Annotated in this window: 17 protein-coding genes; 8 read left to right on the forward strand and 9 right to left on the reverse strand. The window is 60.4% G+C overall.

The annotated features are described in order from the left end of the window. On the reverse strand, positions 1-613 hold a 613-nt coding region (locus Q0M35_RS03290; protein ID WP_295312161.1), incomplete at its 3' end, for a 2,3,4,5-tetrahydropyridine-2,6-dicarboxylate N-succinyltransferase. A gap of 168 nt (positions 614-781) precedes the next feature. On the opposite strand from Q0M35_RS03290, the gene Q0M35_RS03295 reads away from it, so the two are divergent. Beyond that, complete coding sequence (locus Q0M35_RS03295) at positions 782-1,630, forward strand: TIGR00730 family Rossman fold protein (protein WP_295312163.1); 849 nt, start codon at positions 782-784, stop codon at positions 1,628-1,630. A gap of 12 nt (positions 1,631-1,642) precedes the next feature. On the opposite strand, the gene Q0M35_RS03300 is transcribed toward Q0M35_RS03295, so the two are convergent. The 3 genes from Q0M35_RS03300 to Q0M35_RS03310 form a co-directional block, all read right to left on the reverse strand. After that, a complete protein-coding gene (locus Q0M35_RS03300; protein ID WP_295312165.1) occupies positions 1,643-2,380 on the reverse strand; it encodes a DsbA family protein in 738 nt (245 codons plus the stop codon). Continuing rightward, a complete protein-coding gene (gene rlmN, locus Q0M35_RS03305; protein ID WP_295312167.1) occupies positions 2,380-3,564 on the reverse strand; it encodes a 23S rRNA (adenine(2503)-C(2))-methyltransferase RlmN in 1,185 nt (394 codons plus the stop codon). The genes Q0M35_RS03300 and rlmN overlap by 1 nt, the downstream gene beginning before the upstream one ends. A 124-nt stretch (positions 3,565-3,688) precedes the next feature. Further along, positions 3,689-4,219 carry an invasion associated locus B family protein gene (locus Q0M35_RS03310; protein WP_295312169.1) on the reverse strand — a complete coding sequence of 177 codons (531 nt, stop codon included), beginning with the start codon at positions 4,217-4,219 and terminating at the stop codon, positions 3,689-3,691. A gap of 177 nt (positions 4,220-4,396) precedes the next feature. Between Q0M35_RS03310 and Q0M35_RS03315 the strand changes: the two genes are divergently transcribed. Further along, complete coding sequence (locus Q0M35_RS03315; RefSeq protein ID WP_295312170.1) at positions 4,397-5,377, forward strand: asparaginase; 981 nt, start codon at positions 4,397-4,399, stop codon at positions 5,375-5,377. Here the strand turns inward: Q0M35_RS03315 and Q0M35_RS03320 are convergent, their stop codons facing one another. Both Q0M35_RS03320 and serB read right to left on the reverse strand, forming a co-directional pair. Beyond that, positions 5,378-5,692 (reverse strand): hypothetical protein, encoded by a 315-nt coding sequence (locus Q0M35_RS03320; RefSeq protein ID WP_295312171.1) that lies wholly within the window; start codon positions 5,690-5,692, stop codon positions 5,378-5,380. A 58-nt stretch (positions 5,693-5,750) separates the two neighbouring features. After that, positions 5,751-6,629 carry a phosphoserine phosphatase SerB gene (gene serB, locus Q0M35_RS03325; protein WP_295312172.1) on the reverse strand — a complete coding sequence of 293 codons (879 nt, stop codon included), beginning with the start codon at positions 6,627-6,629 and terminating at the stop codon, positions 5,751-5,753. A 157-nt stretch (positions 6,630-6,786) separates the two neighbouring features. Between serB and Q0M35_RS03330 the strand changes: the two genes are divergently transcribed. The 6 genes from Q0M35_RS03330 (at position 6,787) to Q0M35_RS03355 (ending at position 15,823) form a co-directional block, all read left to right on the forward strand. Further along, positions 6,787-7,968 carry a phosphoserine transaminase gene (locus tag Q0M35_RS03330; RefSeq protein ID WP_295312174.1) on the forward strand — a complete coding sequence of 394 codons (1,182 nt, stop codon included), beginning with the start codon at positions 6,787-6,789 and terminating at the stop codon, positions 7,966-7,968. Positions 7,969-8,018: 50 nt separating this feature from the next. Further along, positions 8,019-9,614, forward strand: a complete 1,596-nt coding sequence (gene serA, locus Q0M35_RS03335; RefSeq protein ID WP_295312175.1) for a phosphoglycerate dehydrogenase — start codon at positions 8,019-8,021, stop codon at positions 9,612-9,614. 355 nt (positions 9,615-9,969) lie between these two features. Further along, positions 9,970-10,377, forward strand: a complete 408-nt coding sequence (locus Q0M35_RS03340; RefSeq protein WP_295312177.1) for a hypothetical protein — start codon at positions 9,970-9,972, stop codon at positions 10,375-10,377. A 75-nt stretch (positions 10,378-10,452) separates the two neighbouring features. Further along, the gene (locus Q0M35_RS03345; RefSeq protein WP_295312179.1) at positions 10,453-11,586 is read left to right on the forward strand and encodes an efflux RND transporter periplasmic adaptor subunit; all 1,134 of its coding nucleotides are present in this window, start codon (positions 10,453-10,455) and stop codon (positions 11,584-11,586) included. Positions 11,587-11,590: 4 nt separating this feature from the next. Beyond that, positions 11,591-14,773 (forward strand): efflux RND transporter permease subunit, encoded by a 3,183-nt coding sequence (locus tag Q0M35_RS03350; RefSeq protein WP_295312181.1) that lies wholly within the window; start codon positions 11,591-11,593, stop codon positions 14,771-14,773. A gap of 321 nt (positions 14,774-15,094) precedes the next feature. After that, the gene (locus tag Q0M35_RS03355) at positions 15,095-15,823 is read left to right on the forward strand and encodes a metallophosphoesterase family protein (RefSeq protein ID WP_295312183.1); all 729 of its coding nucleotides are present in this window, start codon (positions 15,095-15,097) and stop codon (positions 15,821-15,823) included. Between the two features lie 204 nt (positions 15,824-16,027). Here Q0M35_RS03355 and tdh read toward each other — a convergent pair whose 3' ends face one another. From tdh to Q0M35_RS03370, 3 genes are all read right to left on the reverse strand, one after another. After that, entirely contained in the window at positions 16,028-17,053 is a 1,026-nt protein-coding gene (gene tdh, locus Q0M35_RS03360; RefSeq protein WP_295312224.1) for an L-threonine 3-dehydrogenase, read from the reverse strand. Between the two features lie 8 nt (positions 17,054-17,061). Continuing rightward, positions 17,062-18,249 carry a glycine C-acetyltransferase gene (locus tag Q0M35_RS03365; protein WP_295312185.1) on the reverse strand — a complete coding sequence of 396 codons (1,188 nt, stop codon included), beginning with the start codon at positions 18,247-18,249 and terminating at the stop codon, positions 17,062-17,064. 93 nt (positions 18,250-18,342) lie between these two features. Beyond that, the gene (locus Q0M35_RS03370) at positions 18,343-18,909 is read right to left on the reverse strand and encodes an XRE family transcriptional regulator (protein WP_295312187.1); all 567 of its coding nucleotides are present in this window, start codon (positions 18,907-18,909) and stop codon (positions 18,343-18,345) included. Between the last annotated feature and the right edge of the window lie 16 nt (positions 18,910-18,925).

Below are 18,925 nucleotides of genomic sequence, written 5' to 3' on the forward strand. Positions count from 1 at the left end.
CGGAGCCCTCGCGCACGATGCAGCCCTCGACAACCTCGGAGCGTGCGCCGATGAAACAGTTGTCTTCGATGATCGTCGGGCCCGCCTGCATCGGCTCAAGCACGCCCCCGATGCCCACGCCGCCTGACAGGTGCACGTTTTTGCCGATCTGCGCGCAGGATCCGACGGTGGCCCAGGTGTCAACCATCGTGCCCTCATCCACGTAGGCGCCGAGGTTCACAAAGGACGGCATCAGCACCACGCCAGGCGCAATATAAGCAGATTTGCGAACGACGCAGTTGGGCACGGCGCGAAAACCGGCCTCTTTCCACTGCTCATCACCCCAGCCTTTGAACTTGCTGTCGACCTTGTCCCACCAGCCGCCGCCCTGCGGGCCGCCATCCTGCTGTGCCATGTCCTTGATACGAAACCCCAGAAGTACCGCCTTTTTCGCCCACTGATTGACGTGCCATTCGCCACCGTCCCGGGGTTCAGCGACGCGCAAAGCGCCACCGTCCAGAGCGGCAAGTGTGTCCTCAATGGCGTCACGGGTCTCACCGGTGGTTGCCGGTGTGATGCTGTCACGTGCCTCCCATGCGGCTTCGATTGCGGCTTCAAGCTGTGCATTGGACATCGGCGTTCTCCGTAAAATCAAAATTCAGTTTTCGGGCCTATACAAGGCCAGTCCGGGCGGCGCAATCGCGAGGTGTCGCAGCGGCAGGCCCGGATGATCGCACACGGGCCATTGCATCCCGCAGCACAACGTGGCCCCTTACGCTGAACCCGTCTAACGGAGAGACAGATGAACACACGCCGACAAACGCACCCGCTGCGGGATGCTCACACTGACCGCGCTGCCGCAAAGGTCGTGCCCGACACACCGCAGACCCGTGCCTCTGCCTACCGGCTCGCCTTTACCGACGATGATTTCATGTGCCGGGACGAATTGCGCCCGGTACGACTGCAGCTGGAACTGCTGAAGCCCGAGATGCTGCTTGATCAGCACGGTATCACCAGCACCATCGTGCTCTTTGGCGGGGCGCGCATCCCGCGACCGGCGGAAAAAGACAAAGCGCGCACGAAAACACTCGCCGATCTGTCGCATTTTTATGGTGAGGCGCGGGAATTTTCCCGGCTCATGACGATCAAAAGCCAGGAAAGCATGGGCCGCGAAAATGTCATCGTCACCGGTGGCGGGCCCGGTGTGATGGAGGCCGGCAACCATGGAGCGATGGATGCGGGCGGCCACTCCATCGGCCTGAATATCGTGCTGCCGCATGAACAGGCACCAAATGAATACGTGACGCCGGAGCTGTGTTTCAACTTCCACTACTTTGCGATCCGCAAAATGCATTTTCTGATGAGGGCGCGTGCGATCTGCGTATTTCCCGGCGGATTCGGGACCATGGACGAGCTTTTCGAGGCGCTGACCCTGATCCAGACCGGACGAATGCAGCGCGTGCCTGTGCTGCTTTTTGGTCAGTCCTTCTGGGAAAGTATTCTGAACTGGGACGCGCTTGCAGACGCGGGGACGATCTCCGAAGAAGACCTGGATCTTTTCCGTTTCGTCGAGAGTGCCGCAGACGCCATGCACCTTATTGAGAACTGGGACACGGCCCCTGCCCGCGACAAAATCCCCGGTCGCACCTGAACCGGGCGCGGGTCAGGTGCAGACACGCGGGGCCGCGTCCTGCTCAAGGCGGATCAGCCTGCTGAGATCCGGTTGCCGCATCGCGCCGATCACGAGGGTGCGTCCGACCACCATGCCTGGCGTGCCGGGGATACCGAGCGCACGCCCGAGCCTGAGGCTCTCTTCCAGCAGCAGCGTTACCTGATCGCTCTGCACATCGCGCAGAAACTGTGCCTCTTTCAGGCCCAGCGTCTTTGCCATCAGCCGCAGGGCCGACGACCCGGGTGGCAGCGCCCGCTGCATTGTATAACGGTGCGCCTCTTCCTGCACACCCTGTTGCCCGGCCGCGACAACGGCACGTGCCGCCCGCACTGATGATGGTCCCAGCAGTGGCAGCGGATGCCAGACCAGCCGGATCCCCGCGCCGCTGTCGCGCAGAGTGAGAAGGCGACTTTCCAGGGTCCGGCAATTGGGGCAGTTTACATCGCTGAAAACCGCGACCGGCAGCGCCGCATCAGGGCCCGGGGGGTCACCGAACAGCGCCGCGCAGGGGTCGCCCGGCGGAATCGCTGCGGCAGACCGGTTGTCTTCACCGAGACCTGCAAAAATATCAATACCGCCGGTAACAGCGCCCGACACAAGCCGGCGGAAGCCGGGAAATCCGTGGAGTGGCTGGAAATCGAAATCATCCGGCCATCGCCTGAGCACCGGCGGCAGAGCCAGCGCCGCAGCAACCAGAGTACCAAAGACCAGAAGGCCCCGGCGCTGCATTATTCGCCTGCCAGTCCCGCTTCGGCTTCGATCTGACGGCGGGATTTGCGGGCACGTTCGGTCGCCGACTTCAGCTGTCCGCAGGCGGCCATGATGTCCTCGCCGCGCGGTGTGCGAATGGGCGATGCGTAGCCCGCTTTGTAGATGATATCGGCAAAGGCGCGGATGCGGTTGTTCGACGAGCGCTTATAGGGCGCGCCGGGCCATTCATTGAACGGGATCAGGTTGATTTTGGCCGGGATCCCGTCGATGAGTTTAATCAGCCGCCGCGCATCCTCGTCGCTGTCATTCACGCCCTGCAGCATCACGTATTCAAAGGTGATGCGCTCAGAGTTCGACACCTTGGGATAGGTACGAAGCGCGTCCAGCAGTTCCGCGATATTCCAGCGCTTATTGATCGGCACCAGGCGGTCGCGGACTTCGTCGGTGGTCGCATGAAAACTGATCGCGAGCTGGCAGCCGATCTCGGCGGCCGTCCGTGCAATCTCAGGCACCACACCTGAGGTCGAGAGCGTGATCCGCCGGCGGCTGAGCTGAATACCCTCGGGGTCCATCGCGATCTTCATCGCGTCGCGCACGTTCTCGAAATTATAGAGCGGCTCGCCCATGCCCATCAGAACGATGTTGCTCAGGAGGCGCGTTTCATCTTTGGGCGCGCCGATCTCGGGCCATTCGTCCAGATCGTCGCGCGCCACCAGCACCTGGCCGATGATCTCGCCCGCCGTGAGGTTGCGCACCAGTTTTTGCGTGCCCGTATGGCAAAAGGAACAGGTCAGCGTGCAGCCGACCTGGCTTGATATGCACAGCGTACCGCGACCTTCCTCAGGGATATAGACAACTTCGACCTCATGCCCGCCGGCGATGCGCACAAGGTATTTCCGGGTGCCATCGGTGCTGACATTGCGGGTCACGACTTCCGGCACTTCGATGACGAATTTCTCTTTCATCTCAGCGCGATACGCCTTTGACAGATTGGTCATCGCATCGAAATCGCGCACCCCCCACTGATAAATCCACTGCCAGATCTGGCCCACCCGCATCTTTGCCTGTTTTTCAGCCGTGCCCGCCGCAATCAGCGCATCGCGCATTGCGTCGCGCGTCAGACCGACAAGATTGACGGGCCCGTCCGGCAGTTTGCGCGGAATGGTATGTACGTCCTGTGTGATCGGCGCATTGGCAGACATGGAGCCGGCTCCCCGGTGGTTTGATGGATGCGCCTCTATATAGGTGTTTGTGCGCGGATCAAAAGAAAAAGCCCGCGCATGGAATCATATCCGGCACGGGCTCTTTAAATATATACGGATCTGGTCAGCCGCTGCAGCGTTTCTCAGCATCCTCGACGGCGGCGGTGAACCCCAGCAAAGAGAAGGTGTCTTTGGTTGTGGTCCCACGGCTTGAGATACCGGTTACAACAGCATCAGCACCGCGCTTAAGGGCGCTGACAATCTTTTCATCATCCGAGGCACTGGGGGGCCATGCCCATTCGCCTTCGGTGAACATCGAGTATTCGGTACCTGAGACATCGACCGTCACCTGGCTGCCTGCGCGGAACGGGTATCCTCCCGTAAACGACACCTGACCTGCGACATTTGCGCCGGGCTGGTAGGACACCATCAGCAGGATCTGACCACGGTTCGCAGCGACAACCCGCCCGTCGCGTGTATTGACGGTATCGGTCGGCACCGAAACGCTCCAGCACTCTTTGGGGTTTTCCTCGACGAACACGTTCCAGTCGGTTTTTGTTGCGACGCGGTTGCTGCTTTGCTCCTGAGCGGACGCAACACCCGCGATCAGCACCGCCGTCGCAGCTATACCCATAAAACCATTAGAAATTTGCATGTTTACAGCCTCCAGCCGTATTGAGCCTCATGTATCCTGCGGCCCTCTGGTGCGACCTTTTATTGTGCCGCTGCCTTGAAAGGCGCGCTATTCTTCCCGACAAGGATCACAATAACGCAAACTGAGCACCCGCTTAAAGCCCGATCAGCAGCTTTTCGCCAGAAAGTGAGTGAAATAATGACGCATCCTGTTCCCATGACCGAAATATGGCGCGGAGATTTCCTTGAAAGCTGGCATACCGGCCATGCGGTGATCTGTGATGCGGGCGGCGATATTGTACAGTCCTGGGGAGATCCTTCGCTGGTCGTACTGCCGCGCAGTTCGTCCAAAATGATCCAGGCCCTGCCGCTCATCACCTCGGGTGCCGCGGATAAAGCAGGCCTGAGCACGGAACAACTGGCGCTGGCCTGTGCCTCTCACACGGGCGCCGCGATCCACACCGACAGGGTGCAGAGATGGCTGGATACGCTTGGTCTTTCCGATACTGCCCTGCGATGCGGGCCGCAGGAGCCTTCTGATCTGCCCGCACGCGACAGTCTGATCCGCGCGGATCAGACACCCTGCCGGTATCACAACAACTGCTCGGGCAAACATGCGGGCTTTCTGACCCTGGCGCAGCATCTGGGCGCGGGCCCCGAGTATGTCGAGACGGATCACCCGGTTCAAAAGGCAGCTCTGGAAGCGTTTGAGCGCGTGACCGGTGAGACCTCGCCCGGCTTTGCCATCGACGGGTGCTCGGCGCCCAACTTCGCTTCGACACTGCACGGCATGGCCCGTGCAATGGCTCATTACGCGGCCAGCCCCGAAGGCAGTGCGGAGACGCGGTTGCATGAGGCAATGCGGCTGCATCCGGATCTTGTCGCCGGCGAGGGCAACGCCTGCACGCATCTGATGCGCGCCATGGACGGCCGGGTCGCGATCAAGACCGGGGCGGAGGGATATTACATTGCTATTATCCCCGGAAAAAAATTCGGTGTCGCGCTTAAGATTGTGGACGGAACGACCCGGGCGTCTGAATGCGCGATCGCGGCGATTCTGGTAAAGCTGGGCGTGTTAGAGCCTGATCATCCGGCCACGCGACGCTATATGAACGCCCCCGTTCTGAACCGCGCGGGGGACCGGACGGGCTGGATCCGGCCGGCCGCTGCGATGGCCTGATCACATTTCGTGAATTTCGGCGACCTCGACCGATCCGGAGCCGTCTTTCACCATCGGGCAATCGCCCGCCATCCTGACAGCAGCCTGAATGCTGTCTGCCATTACGACCGAATATCCTGAAATCGGATTGGCACCGCCATCGTCTGACACGCCCGTGTTGCTGACGGTTTTTGACATGCCAACCGGATTGCCCGGATTGACGACTGCACTACCCATTCCTTCAAACCAGGTCCGCCAGTCCGACATGGTCTTTTCCATATCCGCATCATTTTCCGGGGGTTTTCCTCCGTGATAGGCAAAGATGAATTCCGGCATGCGCGCTTCCTCCTGATGTTGCCTGCAAGGAGTATAGCACAGTCCGCGAAGCCGGATTTCACCCGGTTACGAAATCATCACGGCCATATCCCTGAAGATAGAGAAGTGCGGTGAGATCACCGTGGTTGATCCGCAGATCGCATTCGGCGGCCACGACAGGCTTGGCGTGCAGCGCCACACCCGACCCTGCAAGCTCCAGCATACCCAGATCATTGGCCCCGTCGCCCACGGCGATCACATCATCCGGGGTCAGACCAAGCCGTCCGGTTATCTCGTGCAGCGCATCGACCTTGGCCTGTTTTCCCAGGATCGGCGCGCCGACCTCGCCGGTCAGGTGACCATCGGCAGCAAGGAGTGTGTTTGCCCGGTTTTCATTGAATCCGAGTGCCGCCGCCACCGCGCTGGTGAACGCGGTGAACCCGCCTGAGACCAAAGCTGCATGCCCGCCATGGTGTTTCATCGTCGCAACAAGCGCCGCGCCGCCCGGCATGAATGTTATCCGGTCCTCAAGAACGCGCGCAATCACCGTTTCAGGTAACCCTTTGAGCAGGCCGACGCGCTCGCGCAGTGCCTCTTCAAAATCAAGCTCGCCGTTCATGGCGCGCGCGGTGATGTCTTTCACGCGCTCGCCGACGCCGGCTTCATCGGCAAGCTCATCGATACATTCCTGCCGGATCATCGTGCTGTCCATATCCGCGAGCAGCATCTTTTTACGACGTTTCACTGTCGTCTGAATGGCCAGGTCGACGCGCATTTTCTGAAGGTCTTCCCAGACATCCCAGCGATTCGCAGGCATCTGCGGCACAGCGAATTCAGCGGCCTCATCCGGTGCGAGCCAGATCGCATCGCCACCACCCCAGGCATTGCGCAGTGCCTCGACCAAAGCGGGCCCGAGCGTTTGCGCTCCCGCGGCGCCGATCAGCGTGACAGTGTACATCCGTTGGTTTCCGTTCCGCCTGATGAATGTCGCAAAAAAGCGACCGAGCGGCGTTCTAGACCGCTTTTTGCGATTGCGCCAGTGCCCGCAGCCGCATACACCCTGGCGTGGGACACCCTTCCCCAACGAAGGGCGCTTATCTGGAAGGATAGCATTTATGGCTACTCAACACACGGTGCCTGCGGGCGCCGCTCAAAAACCATCCGTGCGACCGGCTAATCCACGGTTTTCCTCCGGCCCCTGTGCCAAACCCCCCGTATTCGATCTGAATAAACTCTCCGGCGCGCCGCTAGGGCGGTCGCATCGTGCGGCCCCGGGTAAGGCGAAGCTGCAGGCCGCAATCGAGACCACGCGCGACGTTCTGGGCGTGCCGGCGGATTACAAAATCGGGATTGTGCCGGCCTCTGACACCGGCGCCTTTGAAATGGCGATGTGGTCACTGCTGGGCGAACGTCACGTTGAAATGGTCGCCTGGGAAAGCTTTGGCGCGGGCTGGGTCACAGATGTCGCCAAACAGCTGAAAATCGAGCACACGGCGCATACTGCGGACTATGGCGAGATCGTCGATATGGCTGCGCTGAATTATGACCACGACGTCTGCTTTACCTGGAACGGCACGACCTCGGGCGTGCGCCTGCCTTCGGGCGATGTGATTCCGGAAGACCGCAAAGGGCTCACCCTGTGTGATGCAACCTCGGCGGCCTTTGCAATGGATCTGCCCTGGGACAAACTCGATGTGACGACATTCTCCTGGCAGAAAGTGCTCGGTGGTGAAGCGGCGCACGGGATGCTGATCCTGAGCCCGCGCGCGGTGGAACGGCTGGAAAGTTACACGCCGCCATGGCCCCTGCCCAAGATTTTCCGTCTGACGAAAGGTGGCAGGCTTATCGACGGGATCTTTACCGGTGCCACGATCAACACGCCGTCAATGCTCTGTGTCGAAGACTATCTTCTGGCGCTCGACTGGGCTAAATCAGTGGGTGGTCTTAAGGGGCTGATTGCGCGGGCAGATGCCAATACGGCGGCCATTTCCGCCTTTGCAGAGACGCATGACTGGATCGGTTTCCTCGCCCGTGATCCTGCAACACGCTCCAATACTTCCGTGTGTTTGAAATTCACCGACGACCGGATCGCGGACGGCGCGGGCTTTGCGAAAGCGGTGGCTGCACGGCTTGCGGAGGAGGACGTGGCCCTAGATATCGGCGCCTATCGCGACGCACCTGCAGGTCTGCGGATATGGTGCGGTGGCACGGTCGAAACCGCGGATATTGAGGCTATGCTGCCCTGGCTCTCATGGGCGTTTGAGACCGAAATCGCGGCACAGATGGCGCAGGCGTAACCGCCCGCCTCTTTCCCCTATCACAGAAAACACAGATAACGGAGTCCGTCATGGCCCCCAAAGTACTCATCTCCGACCAACTCTCAGAAGCCGCCGTTCAGATTTTCCGCGATCGCGGCATCGATGTCGATTTTCAGCCCGACGTGGGCAAGGACAAAGAAAAACTGGCCGAAATCATCGGTAACTACGATGGTCTTGCGATCCGCTCGGCCACCAAAGTCACGCAAAAGATCATCGATGCGGCGGACAATCTCAAGGTGATCGGCCGGGCCGGGATCGGCACTGACAACATCGACAAGGATGCCGCTTCGCAGAAGGGCATCATCGTGATGAACACGCCCTTCGGCAATATGATCACCACGGCCGAGCACGCCATTGCAATGATGTTCGCCGTAGCGCGGCAGATCCCTGAAGCATCCGCCTCGACCAATGCCGGTAAATGGGAGAAGTCGAAATTCATGGGCGTGGAGCTTACCGGTAAAACGCTCGGCGTGATCGGAGCCGGTAATATCGGTGGAATCGTCTGTGACAGGGCGCGCGGGCTGGACATGAAGGTGATCGCCTATGACCCGTTTCTCGGGCAGGAAAAAGCCGATAAGATGCAGGTAGAAAAGGTTGATCTTGATGCGCTGCTGGCACGGGCTGATTTCATCACGCTGCACGTGCCCTTCACCGATCAGACGGCGAATATCCTGAGCCGCGAAGCGCTGGCGAAGACGAAAAAAGGCGTGCGGATCATCAACTGCGCCCGCGGCGGTCTGGTCGATGAGGAAGCGCTGGCAGATGCGCTGAAATCGGGCCATGTGGCCGGTGCTGCCTTTGACGTTTTCGCAAAGGAACCAGCGACAGAGAACCCGCTTTTCGGACTGCCCAACGTGGTCTGCACACCTCATCTGGGGGCCGCCACATCCGAGGCGCAGGAGAACGTCGCTCTGCAGGTTGCGGAACAGATGTCAGATTATCTGCTGACCGGTGCAGTCTCTAATGCGCTGAATATGCCTTCCGTCACCGCCGAAGAGGCCAAGATCATGGGTCCGTGGGTCAAACTTGCCGGACATCTGGGGGCTTTCATCGGACAGATGACGGATGAGCCAATTCGCGCCATCAACATCCTTTATGACGGCGTGGTGGCCACGATGAATCTCGAGGCGCTCAATTGCGGCGTCATCGCGGGCATCATGAAAAAGGCCAATCCGGATGTGAACATGGTGTCTGCCCCGGTGATCGCTCAGGAGCGCGGCATCCGTGTCTCCACCACCAACCAGGCGAAATCCGGCGCTTTTGACGGTTATATCAAGGTGACCGTTGTGACCGCAGAGCGCGAGCGGTCGGTCGCGGGTACTGTCTTTTCCGACGGCAAGCCGCGGTTCATCCAGATCAAGGGCATCAATATCGACGCCGAGATTGGTGCGCATATGCTCTACACCACCAACGAGGATGTCCCGGGCATCATCGGCGCGCTCGGGCAAACCATGGGCAGCAACGGAGTGAACATCGCAAACTTTACCCTCGGGCGGTCCGCTGCCGGAGGTGAGGCGATTGCGCTTTTGTATGTGGATGAGCCTGTGCCCGCAGACGCGCGCGCAAAGCTTGCCGAGACCGGTCTTTTTAAACAGATCAAGCCATTGCAGTTCGACGTCGCCTGACCGGCGTGACTGCCGGAGTTCACGGACCTCCGCGCAACTGACATGATCCTTTCTGCGGTTTTCAACAAGGTAACCTGTCGCGTGTCACGCGGCAGGTTTCTGCCTTCAGCAGGCGGCGGGACCGGTCTCCGAACCCGCCTGACAACAGTCCGGCAACAGAGTATTTACGTGCTTTCGGCGGGATCAGAGACCGCGCGCAACTCTGTCAGTCCGGTGTGTTTCAGGAACGGCGTATCGCCGGCACGGGACAATATGAGGCTTTTACAGACCGGATCATTTGTTGATTTCTTCGATGCATCGCCATACTTGCCGGCGGTTGGTCTGCAAGAGGTTGGTCTGTAAGAGAGAGTAACAAGTGAAATCGGGAAAGCGCAAACGACGGATGGCGCCGGAAGGCCGCTGCGAAACGATCCTGGATGCGTTTTTCGCCGGCTCTGTCCGCTGGAAAGCGGATGACATTCATGAAATGCGGATTTTCTCCGAGGTCCTTGCCAGGCCCGGAAATGACATACTCCATCGTCAGATTTTCAACGCCACGGCGGCTGTGGTCAACACGGCGCTGCAACGGGAGATCACCGACGGCGCGCCTGAAAGCACGTTGGATGTGGCAGATGCCGGTCTGACGTCAGAGATCACCGTCGGGCCGGGCCGGAGCGTTGACTTGCAGACCGTAAAAGAACTGAAGCCACGGATCTGTGACATGACACCGTGCGGCATTGTCGAAGCAGCCGACATCGCGCAGAAACAGGCAGGAACCGGATAAACGAGGGCATTGCCGTTTTCCGGTGTAATTAGTGATCTAAATATACGGCGTGCGCCCGCTGTGGAGAACCGAGCCATGAACCACGAAACCGAAAAGCTTACCTTTGAGGACGACGAGGGGGCGTCCCGGTCTACCTGGATCGCAGCCGCACTGGTGCTGGTCATAGCCGGATGGATGGGCAGCGGTTATTTTCTGCCCGCCGAAAATACGCAGCCACAGCAATCTGTCGACGAGGGCATGGCACCTGTTGCGGTAACCGTTGAAAACTCCACAGCCAAACCAGTAACGCTGTATTTCCGCGCCGAAGGTCAGGCGCAGCCAGACCGGGATACGGCGATCCGTGCGGAAAGCTCCGGCGATGTGGCCGAGATCATGGTCGCCAAGGGTGAGGATGTCGAGGAAGGCGCGGTCATCGCGCGTCTCACGTCAACGCGCGCCGATGCCGATTTTGCGCGCGCGAGGCAGGAACTGGCAAGCGCCCGGCGGGAGTTTGACAATGCGATGGAACTGCTGAACCGCGGTGTCTCCACCGCAGATCGCGTCAGTGACGCGCGGGCGGATCTGGCGGCGGCAGAAGCCTCCGTGGCAGCCGCAGAGGAAACGATAAAAGCACTGATGGTCGTGGCCCCCTTTGCCGGGCGGATCGAGAGACTGACGCTGGACCCGGGAGAGTTCGTGCAGGTCGGGGCCGAGGTCGGACGGATCGTGGACAACACGCCGCTGACCGTCGCTATTCAGGTGCCGCAACAGGCGTTGCGCCGGATCGCAGGTGGCCAGACGGCAAGCATCAGCTTCATTACCGGCGAAGAACGCGAGGGCACGGTCGGCTTTGTCGGAACATCTGCAAATGCCGAGACGCGGACGTTCCTCGCAGAGATCGACGTGCCGAACGAAGGCGGGGCGATCCCCGCCGGCATCTCCGCAGAAATCCGCATTCCCACCGGCCAGGCTCTGGCCCATTTCATCCGGCCATCCACCGTATCGCTGAATCCCGACGGCCGTCTGGGCGTGAAGACGGTGACTGAAAACGATCAGGTTGCGTTCAGCGACATCGAGGTCGTGCGCGCGGAAATCGACGGAATCTGGGTGACCGGACTGCCGGAAACCGCGCGTATTATCACGGTGGGCCAGGGCTTTGTGAATGCGGGCGAGACGGTCCGGCCTTCGACGGCGCCTGAGGCGGCAGACGCTGTGGCGCAGGAGAACTGAGCTTATGAATAGCATCATTGACGCCGCATTCTCACGCGGCCGCGTTATCATCATGGCGCTGATGATGATCCTGGGCGTGGGTGCCTGGGCCTATGTCTCGATCCCAAAAGAGGCCAACCCGGAAGTGCCGCTGCCGCTGGTCTATGTCTCGACCGGGCTTGAAGGGATCAGCCCGGCCGATGCCGAGCGTCTGCTGATCGAACCGATGGAGGCACAGTTCGCGGCCATCACCGGTCTGGAGAACATGGAGAGCCATGCGTCAGAGGGCTTTGCCAGCGTCCAGCTGGAATTCACGCCTGGCGGCGACATCGAGGAGGCGCTCGACAAAGTGCGCGAAGCGGCTGACCGGGCGGAGGGAGATTTGCCCGAAGATGCCTATGACCTGACCATCACCGAGATCAACACAGCCCTTTTTCCGATCATCACCGCGATCATCTCCGGCCCGGTTCCGGAGCGGACCCTGAATGATCTGGCCGATGACGCCCAGGCCGCAATCGAAGGGCTGGCAGGTGTGCTGGAGGTCGATATCGGCGGCGCACGGGATGAATTTCTCGAGGTGCTGATCGACCCGACGGTATTCCAGACCTACAACCTGAGCTTCGACGAACTCATCAGCCAGCTCCAGCGCAACAACCGGCTGATCGCGGCGGGTGCCATTGAAACGGGTGGCGGGCGCATCGTGCTCAAAGTACCGGGGCTGATCGAGGATCTGGACGATGTGATGCAGATCCCCGTCAAGGTGCGCGGCGATGCGGTTGTCACCTTCGAGGACGTGGCCACCGTGCGGCGGACTTTTCAGGACCCGACGGGTTTTGCGCGGATTGACGGACAACCAGCATTGGCGCTGGAGGTCAAAAAGCGCTCCGGGGCCAATATCATCGACACCGTTGCCGCCACCAAAGAGAGGCTCGAAACACTGCGGGCCGACTGGCCGGAGAGCGTTCAGGTGACTTACCTTCAGGACCAGTCCGAGCAGGTCGAAACGCTTTTGTCGGATCTGGAGGCCAATGTCATTGCCGCCGTTATACTCGTGATGATCGTCATAGTCGCAGCCCTTGGAGTGCGCTCGGCGATCCTTGTGGGGCTTGCCATCCCCGGTGCGTTTCTGGCCGGCGTTATTGCGCTCTGGGGCATGGGGTTCACCATGAACATCGTCGTGCTGTTTTCGCTGATTCTGGTCGTGGGTATGCTGGTGGACGGGGCGATCGTCACCACCGAGCTGGCGGACCGGAAGTTGCAGGAAGGTGCGCCCCCGCGCGAGGCTTACGCTCACGCCGCCAAACGTATGGCCTGGCCGATCATTGCCTCGACGGCGACGACGCTGAGCGTGTTCTTTCCGTTGCTTTTCTGGACCGGCATGGTGGGCGAGTTTATGAAATTTCTGCCGATCACTGTCATCCTGACGCTGGCTGCATCGCTCTTTATGGCGCTGATCTTTATCCCGGTGCTTGGTGGTCTGATCGGCAAGCGGCCTGCTCAGACGGCGGCATCCAAACGCGCCTTGCACGATGCCGAACGGGGCGATCCGCGCCGTATCGGCGGGTTGACCGGTCTTTATGTACGGCTGCTCGAACGGGCAATCCTGCGCCCCGGAGCCACCGCCTTGCTTGCGATAGCGCTTCTGCTTGGCGGTTTCGGGCTATACGGTGAATTCGGCAAAGGGCTGACATTCTTTCCGTCCGTCGAGCCGGAATTCATGCAGGTACAGGTCCGCGCCCGCGATAACTTCTCGATTTACGAGCGGGACGCGCTGGTGCGCCGGGTCGAGGCGCGGTTGCTGGGGTATAACGAGATCGCATCGGTTTATGCGCGTTCGACGATGAGCGCCGGACAGGGTGATGAGGAAACGATCGGCACGCTGCAACTGGAGCTGACCGACTGGAACGCGCGCCGGACGGCCGCTGAGATCGGCAATGACATCCGGCGCGACGTGGCTGACATCGCGGGCATCGACCTACAGGTACAGACTGAAAGCGGCGGGCCGACCAGCGGCAAGCCGGTGAACCTTCAGATCGCCGCGCGCAATCCTGCCGTACAGGGCGCAGCGGTTGAAAACGTCCTGTCGATCATGGAGCGGATCGGAGGTTTTACCGATGTGACCGACACCCGCCCGTTGCCAGGGGTCGAGGTGTCGATACTGGTCAACCGGGCAGAGGCCGCGCGCTACGGGGCTGACGTCAGCCTTCTCGGGCAGGCCGTGCAATTGCTGACCCAGGGCATTGCGGTGGCGGAATACCGCCCCGATGATGCGGATGGCGAGCTTGATATCCGGGTCCGGTTCCCGGCAGAGGAACGTTCGCTCTCGGAACTGGGCAACCTGCGGGTTCCGACCTCAGCGGGGCTGGTACCCGTTTCGAACTTCGTGACCTTCGCGCCGTCCGAACGCACCGGCACGATCGCCCGGATCAACGAAAGCCGCGTGGTGTCTGTCGAGGCCAATGTCGCAGCCGGGGTTCTTGTGAATGATCAGATCACCGCCCTTCAGGCAGCGCTCGACAGCGCAGAGCTTCCCGCTGGGGTGACCTACAGCTTTGCCGGCGAGGCCGAAGACCAGGCCGAGACCATGGTGTTTCTCGGCGGCGCCTTTGTGGCGGCGATCTTTCTGATGCTGGTCATTCTGGTGATCCAGTTCAACAGTTTCTATCAGGCGTTTGTGGTGATGAGCGCGATCATCTTTTCGGTGGCGGGTGTGCTTCTGGGCCTGCTTATCACCGGGCGCCCCTTTGGCGTTGTCATGGGCGGGATCGGGGTGATCGCGCTTGCGGGGATCGTCGTCAACAACAATATCGTATTGATTGATACCTATAACGATCTGAAACGCACAGGCCTTTCCCCGCGCGAAGCGGCGTTGCGGACCGGCGCGCAGCGTCTGCGGCCCGTGATGCTGACTTCGGTCACCACGGCACTGGGGCTGATGCCTATGGTACTGGGCGCTAACCTGAACTTTTTCACCCGGGAGATCGTCTTTGGTGCGCCTTCCACACAGTACTGGACGGAGCTTTCGAGTGCCATCGTGGGAGGCCTGGTCGTCGCGACGCTGCTGACCCTGATCCTGACCCCGGCGATGCTGATGCTCGGCGAGAAGCTTCCGGGCAGGCCAGGGGACCACGCCGCTCCGCCGGCAGTTGATCCGAAATTCAGCGGGTCCGGAAAGGCTGCAGACCATGCACCCCTTGCGCCATCCTGATGCTCTGCCGCGTGCGCCCGGGATTCAACGGGCGGCGGAACTAACGCGATCTGACCGGCTTTTGTGGGCGCACCCGGCAGCCGGTCCTGGAACTGTGTTCCGCCGGGCGGTCTGATCGCGGGACCAGCAGGCAGCACCGGATGCTACGCCGGATCCGGTGGCTGTCGTGAATTGCCGGCCGCCTCCGGGTGGCCTTCGCAAGGATAGCTGTTGAATTTTTCCGCCCCTTCCCTCACACGGAGGGCATCACCCGCCCGCCAGGGAAACTTTTCTTTTTCAGCCAAGCGGTGCAGGCAACGCGCTGCCCGCCGGGAGCCGGACATGCATGATCCGATCTATGCCATAGGTGATATCCACGGCCAGCTCGAAGAGCTTGAGCGGGTGCTGTCACTCATTGAAAAGGACGGCGGGCCGGAGGCTGAGATTGTGTTTGTCGGCGATTATGTCGATCGCGGGCCGGAGAGCCGCGGTGTTGTTGAACATCTGATGAAGGCGCAGTCAGAGGGTCGCCCCTGGCGGATGATCCGCGGCAACCACGACCGGTATCTGACCCGGTTTCTGGATGATGCGACGGTGTACGACCCGGCCACGAGTGCCGGCCTGTTCTGGTTTAACCCCCGGCTCGGGGGCGACAAGACGCTGGCCTCTTACGGCGTGACTGCTGTCGACGGAGAGCCTGTGGCACCTGTTCATGCCGAAGCTGTGGCGGCTGTCCCTCAGGCACACCGGGATTTTCTGGCCGGCCTGCCGCTGACATTCCGCAAAGACGGGTTGCTTTTCGTGCATGCGGGTTTGCGGCCTGGCGTACCGCTCAGCGACCAGGCGGAAGATGATCTGGTATGGATCCGGAAAGAGTTTCTTGAATACAAAGGCTCGTTCGGCCCGCTCGTCGTGCATGGGCATACGGCACTGGAGCATCCGGAACACGCCGGAAACCGGGTTAATCTCGATGGCGGCGCGGGATATTTCCGACCACTGCACGCGGCAGTTTTTGAAGGAAGTGACTGCTGGCTGTTGTCAGATGCGGGCCGGCTGCCACTTCGGAAATAAATCAACCCCAATCATGGTCCACCCGGGCAGACCCGGGCCATAAATGCTCAGGGTCGGGCGACCACCAAAAAAGCATACACGCGATCCGGGGTTGACGAGATGTCATGCGGCGCGTCACCCGAAGCATGAGAATGCACGGCAGCGCAAGCCTCGCCTGCCCGCCCGGTGTCAGCGTGAAAAAACTGTCGCCGGTCCATCGGTTGCTCAGGTCCAGTCGAGCACCACTTTGCCCGACTGGCCGGATTTCATCGCCGCAAACGCCGCCTCGAAATCATCGACGGCAAAGCGATGCGTAATGACCCGGCTGACATCCAGGCCGTTCTGAAGCATGGCGATCATTTTGTACCAGGTCTCGAAAATCTCTCGCCCGTAAACGCCCTTTATGGTGATTGCTTTGAAGACGATACGGCTCCAGTCGACGGGGCTCTTGCCAGGCGGAATGCCCAGCATCGCAATGCGCCCGCCCATGGTCATTGCATCCACCATCTGATCGAGCGCACGTTGATTGCCCGACATCTCGAGGCCGACGTCAAAGCCCTGTTTCATCTTCAGATCAGAGACTGTTTCGGCCAGATCCTGCTCTGCCACATTGACCGGTACAACATCGGCGACTTCAGCGGCCAGACGCAGCCGGTCAGGGTTCACGTCCGTAATGACCACATGGCGCGCGCCCGCGTGCCGCGCCACGGCGGCGGCCATAATCCCGATGGGCCCGGCGCCGGTGATCAGTACATCCTCGCCGATCAGATCGAAGCTGAGTGCTGTGTGGACAGCATTACCGAGCGGGTCGAGAATGGCGCCAATATCATCGGGAATGTCATCCGGCAACGGCACGACGTTAAAGGCCGGCAGCCTGAGATACTGCGCAAACGCGCCCTGTTCGTTGACGCCGATGCCGCGGGTTGCCGGATCAAGATGGAACTTGCCGGCCCGGCTCTGGCGCGACGTTTTGCCGATGAGATGGCCCTCGCCTGAACAACGCTGTCCGATCTCCAGATCGGTGACATTGCGGCCGAGCCCGACGATTTCGCCGGCGAATTCGTGGCCGGTGATCATCGGCACAGGCACAGTTGAGGCGGCCCAGTCGTCCCAGTTCCAGATGTGAATATCGGTCCCGCAGATCCCCGTTTTCTTTATCCTGATCAGTACGTCATCGGGTCCGGGTTCAGGCACCGGCGCGTGGATCATCCAGAGGCCTTCGCGCGGATGAAGTTTGGACAGTGCCTTCATTTCATTGGTCATTTTAATACTCCGCAGGCTTTGCCGGCCGTTTCAAAAGCGTCGAGCGCAAACGAAAGATCCTGCTGTGTCAAAGCGGCGTTCATTTGTGTTCTGATCCGCGCCTCACCCCGGGGTACGACCGGGAAAAAGAAACCTGACACAAACACCCCCTCTTCGAAAAGACGTGCGGCCATATCCTGTGCCAGCTGCGCTTCGCCCAGCATGACAGGCACAATCGGATGCTCGCCAGGCAGCAGATCAAATCCGAGCGCTTCGAGCCCGCTGCGCCAGATGCGCGTATTCTCAAATAGTTGCGCACGCAGATCATCGCCGGCCTCAACGAGATCCAGCGCCTTAAGCCCGGCGGAAACAATTGCCGGCGGCAGCGAGTTTGAAAAAAGATAAGGCCGCGCGCGCTGGCGCAACAGATCGATCACCGGTTGCGCGCCTGCAATATAGCCACCGATGGCGCCGCCAAGCGCCTTGCCCAGCGTGCCGGTCAGAATGTCGGCCTTTACGCCGGCGTGTGCCGGAGTGCCGGCACCCTTCGGCCCCATGAACCCGGTGGCGTGGCAATCATCGACCATCAGCATGGCGTCATATTTTTCCGCCAGTGCTTTGATGCCGGACAGGTTGGCAAGATAACCGTCCATGCTGAAAACCCCATCGGTCGCAATCAGGATAAACCGCGCGCCCTCACTGCGGGCGAGCTGCAGCTGCCCTTCCAGATCGGTCATATCGGAATTGGCGTAGCGATAGCGTTTCGCTTTGCAGAGCCTGATACCGTCGATGATGGATGCATGATTGAGTGCGTCCGAAACGACGGCATCTTCCGGGCCAAGCAGCGGCTCAAAGAGACCGCCGTTGGCGTCAAAGCAAGCCGCGAAAAGAATCGAATCGTCATGCCCGAGGAACTGCGCAAGTCGCTGCTCAAGCTGACGGTGCAGGTCCTGCGTGCCGCAGATAAACCGCACAGAAGCCATGCCGAACCCCCGGGGCACCATGGCATCCTGTGCAGCCGTGATCAGGTCGGGGTGATCCGCAAGTCCGAGATAATTATTTGCGCACAGATTGATAACCTCCTGGTCGCCGACTGAGATCCTGCCGCCCTGCGCCGAGGTGATGAGGCGCTCGCGTTTCATTATTCCGTCCGCCTCGATCCGGTTCAGCGTGTCAGAAATATGGTCGAGAAATGCGTGCGTCATGAGAGACTCCCTTCGCCCGTGGTCTAGCACGCCTTCGAGGAATCCGGAACTGCTGAATTACGAAATAGCGGATATTTTCCGTTTTAAAGGAATTCAACCGCCATGAACGACCAGAAAAATGCGTGCGGGTCCATTGGTTGCGGCAATCCTGTGCGGAACATCAACAGCATACCGTGCAGTATCTCCTGCAAGCAGACGCTGTGTGTCTTCGCCACTGGTCACGCTGATTGTGCCCGCGATGACTGTCAGATGTTCACGCGCACCGCGGCTGTGGGGCTGACTGTCGAGGGCGCCACCCTCTTCAAAGCTTACCTCATAGACTTCGTGTTTGCCGGCTTCTTCGGGCGGAGAGAGAATCCTGATGCGGCATCCTGAGCCAAGGTTATCGATCGTCGGAACATCTGCTGCGCGCAAAAGTTCGATGCGGGCGGCGGCGGCAGCACCATCAAGAAGGCCCGCGAAATCGACCTGCAACGCCCGGGTCAGGTTCCACAGGGTCGCAATTGTCGGGCTGCTTTCGCCGCGCTCAATCTGGCTCACCATGGACCGGGAAACACCGGAAAGACGTGCCACTGCATCGAGCGACAGACCCTGGGAGCGCCGGGCATCTTTCAGCCGCGCGGGAAGCTGCGTGAGGATAGTATCTGAATTTTCCGTCATATAAGCGGTTTCGCCG

The sequence above is a fragment of the Roseobacter sp. genome, assembly GCF_024639605.1.
GTDB lineage: Bacteria > Pseudomonadota > Alphaproteobacteria > Rhodobacterales > Rhodobacteraceae > Roseobacter.

Coding starts and splice junctions, on each gene's coding strand:
- Q0M35_RS03315 (WP_295312170.1), top strand. CDS start 4,397: ATGACGCATCCTGTTCCCATGACCGAAATATGGCGCGGAGATTTCCTT.
- Q0M35_RS03300 (WP_295312165.1), bottom strand. CDS start 2,380: ATGCAGCGCCGGGGCCTTCTGGTCTTTGGTACTCTGGTTGCTGCGGCG.
- tdh (WP_295312224.1), bottom strand. CDS start 17,053: ATGAAGGCACTGTCCAAACTTCATCCGCGCGAAGGCCTCTGGATGATC.
- Q0M35_RS03345 (WP_295312179.1), top strand. CDS start 10,453: ATGAACCACGAAACCGAAAAGCTTACCTTTGAGGACGACGAGGGGGCG.
- Q0M35_RS03370 (WP_295312187.1), bottom strand. CDS start 18,909: ATGACGGAAAATTCAGATACTATCCTCACGCAGCTTCCCGCGCGGCTG.
- Q0M35_RS03350 (WP_295312181.1), top strand. CDS start 11,591: ATGAATAGCATCATTGACGCCGCATTCTCACGCGGCCGCGTTATCATC.
- Q0M35_RS03320 (WP_295312171.1), bottom strand. CDS start 5,692: ATGCCGGAATTCATCTTTGCCTATCACGGAGGAAAACCCCCGGAAAAT.
- Q0M35_RS03330 (WP_295312174.1), top strand. CDS start 6,787: ATGGCTACTCAACACACGGTGCCTGCGGGCGCCGCTCAAAAACCATCC.
- rlmN (WP_295312167.1), bottom strand. CDS start 3,564: ATGTCTGCCAATGCGCCGATCACACAGGACGTACATACCATTCCGCGC.
- Q0M35_RS03365 (WP_295312185.1), bottom strand. CDS start 18,249: ATGACGCACGCATTTCTCGACCATATTTCTGACACGCTGAACCGGATC.
- Q0M35_RS03355 (WP_295312183.1), top strand. CDS start 15,095: ATGCATGATCCGATCTATGCCATAGGTGATATCCACGGCCAGCTCGAA.
- serA (WP_295312175.1), top strand. CDS start 8,019: ATGGCCCCCAAAGTACTCATCTCCGACCAACTCTCAGAAGCCGCCGTT.
- serB (WP_295312172.1), bottom strand. CDS start 6,629: ATGTACACTGTCACGCTGATCGGCGCCGCGGGAGCGCAAACGCTCGGG.
- Q0M35_RS03310 (WP_295312169.1), bottom strand. CDS start 4,219: ATGCAAATTTCTAATGGTTTTATGGGTATAGCTGCGACGGCGGTGCTG.
- Q0M35_RS03295 (WP_295312163.1), top strand. CDS start 782: ATGAACACACGCCGACAAACGCACCCGCTGCGGGATGCTCACACTGAC.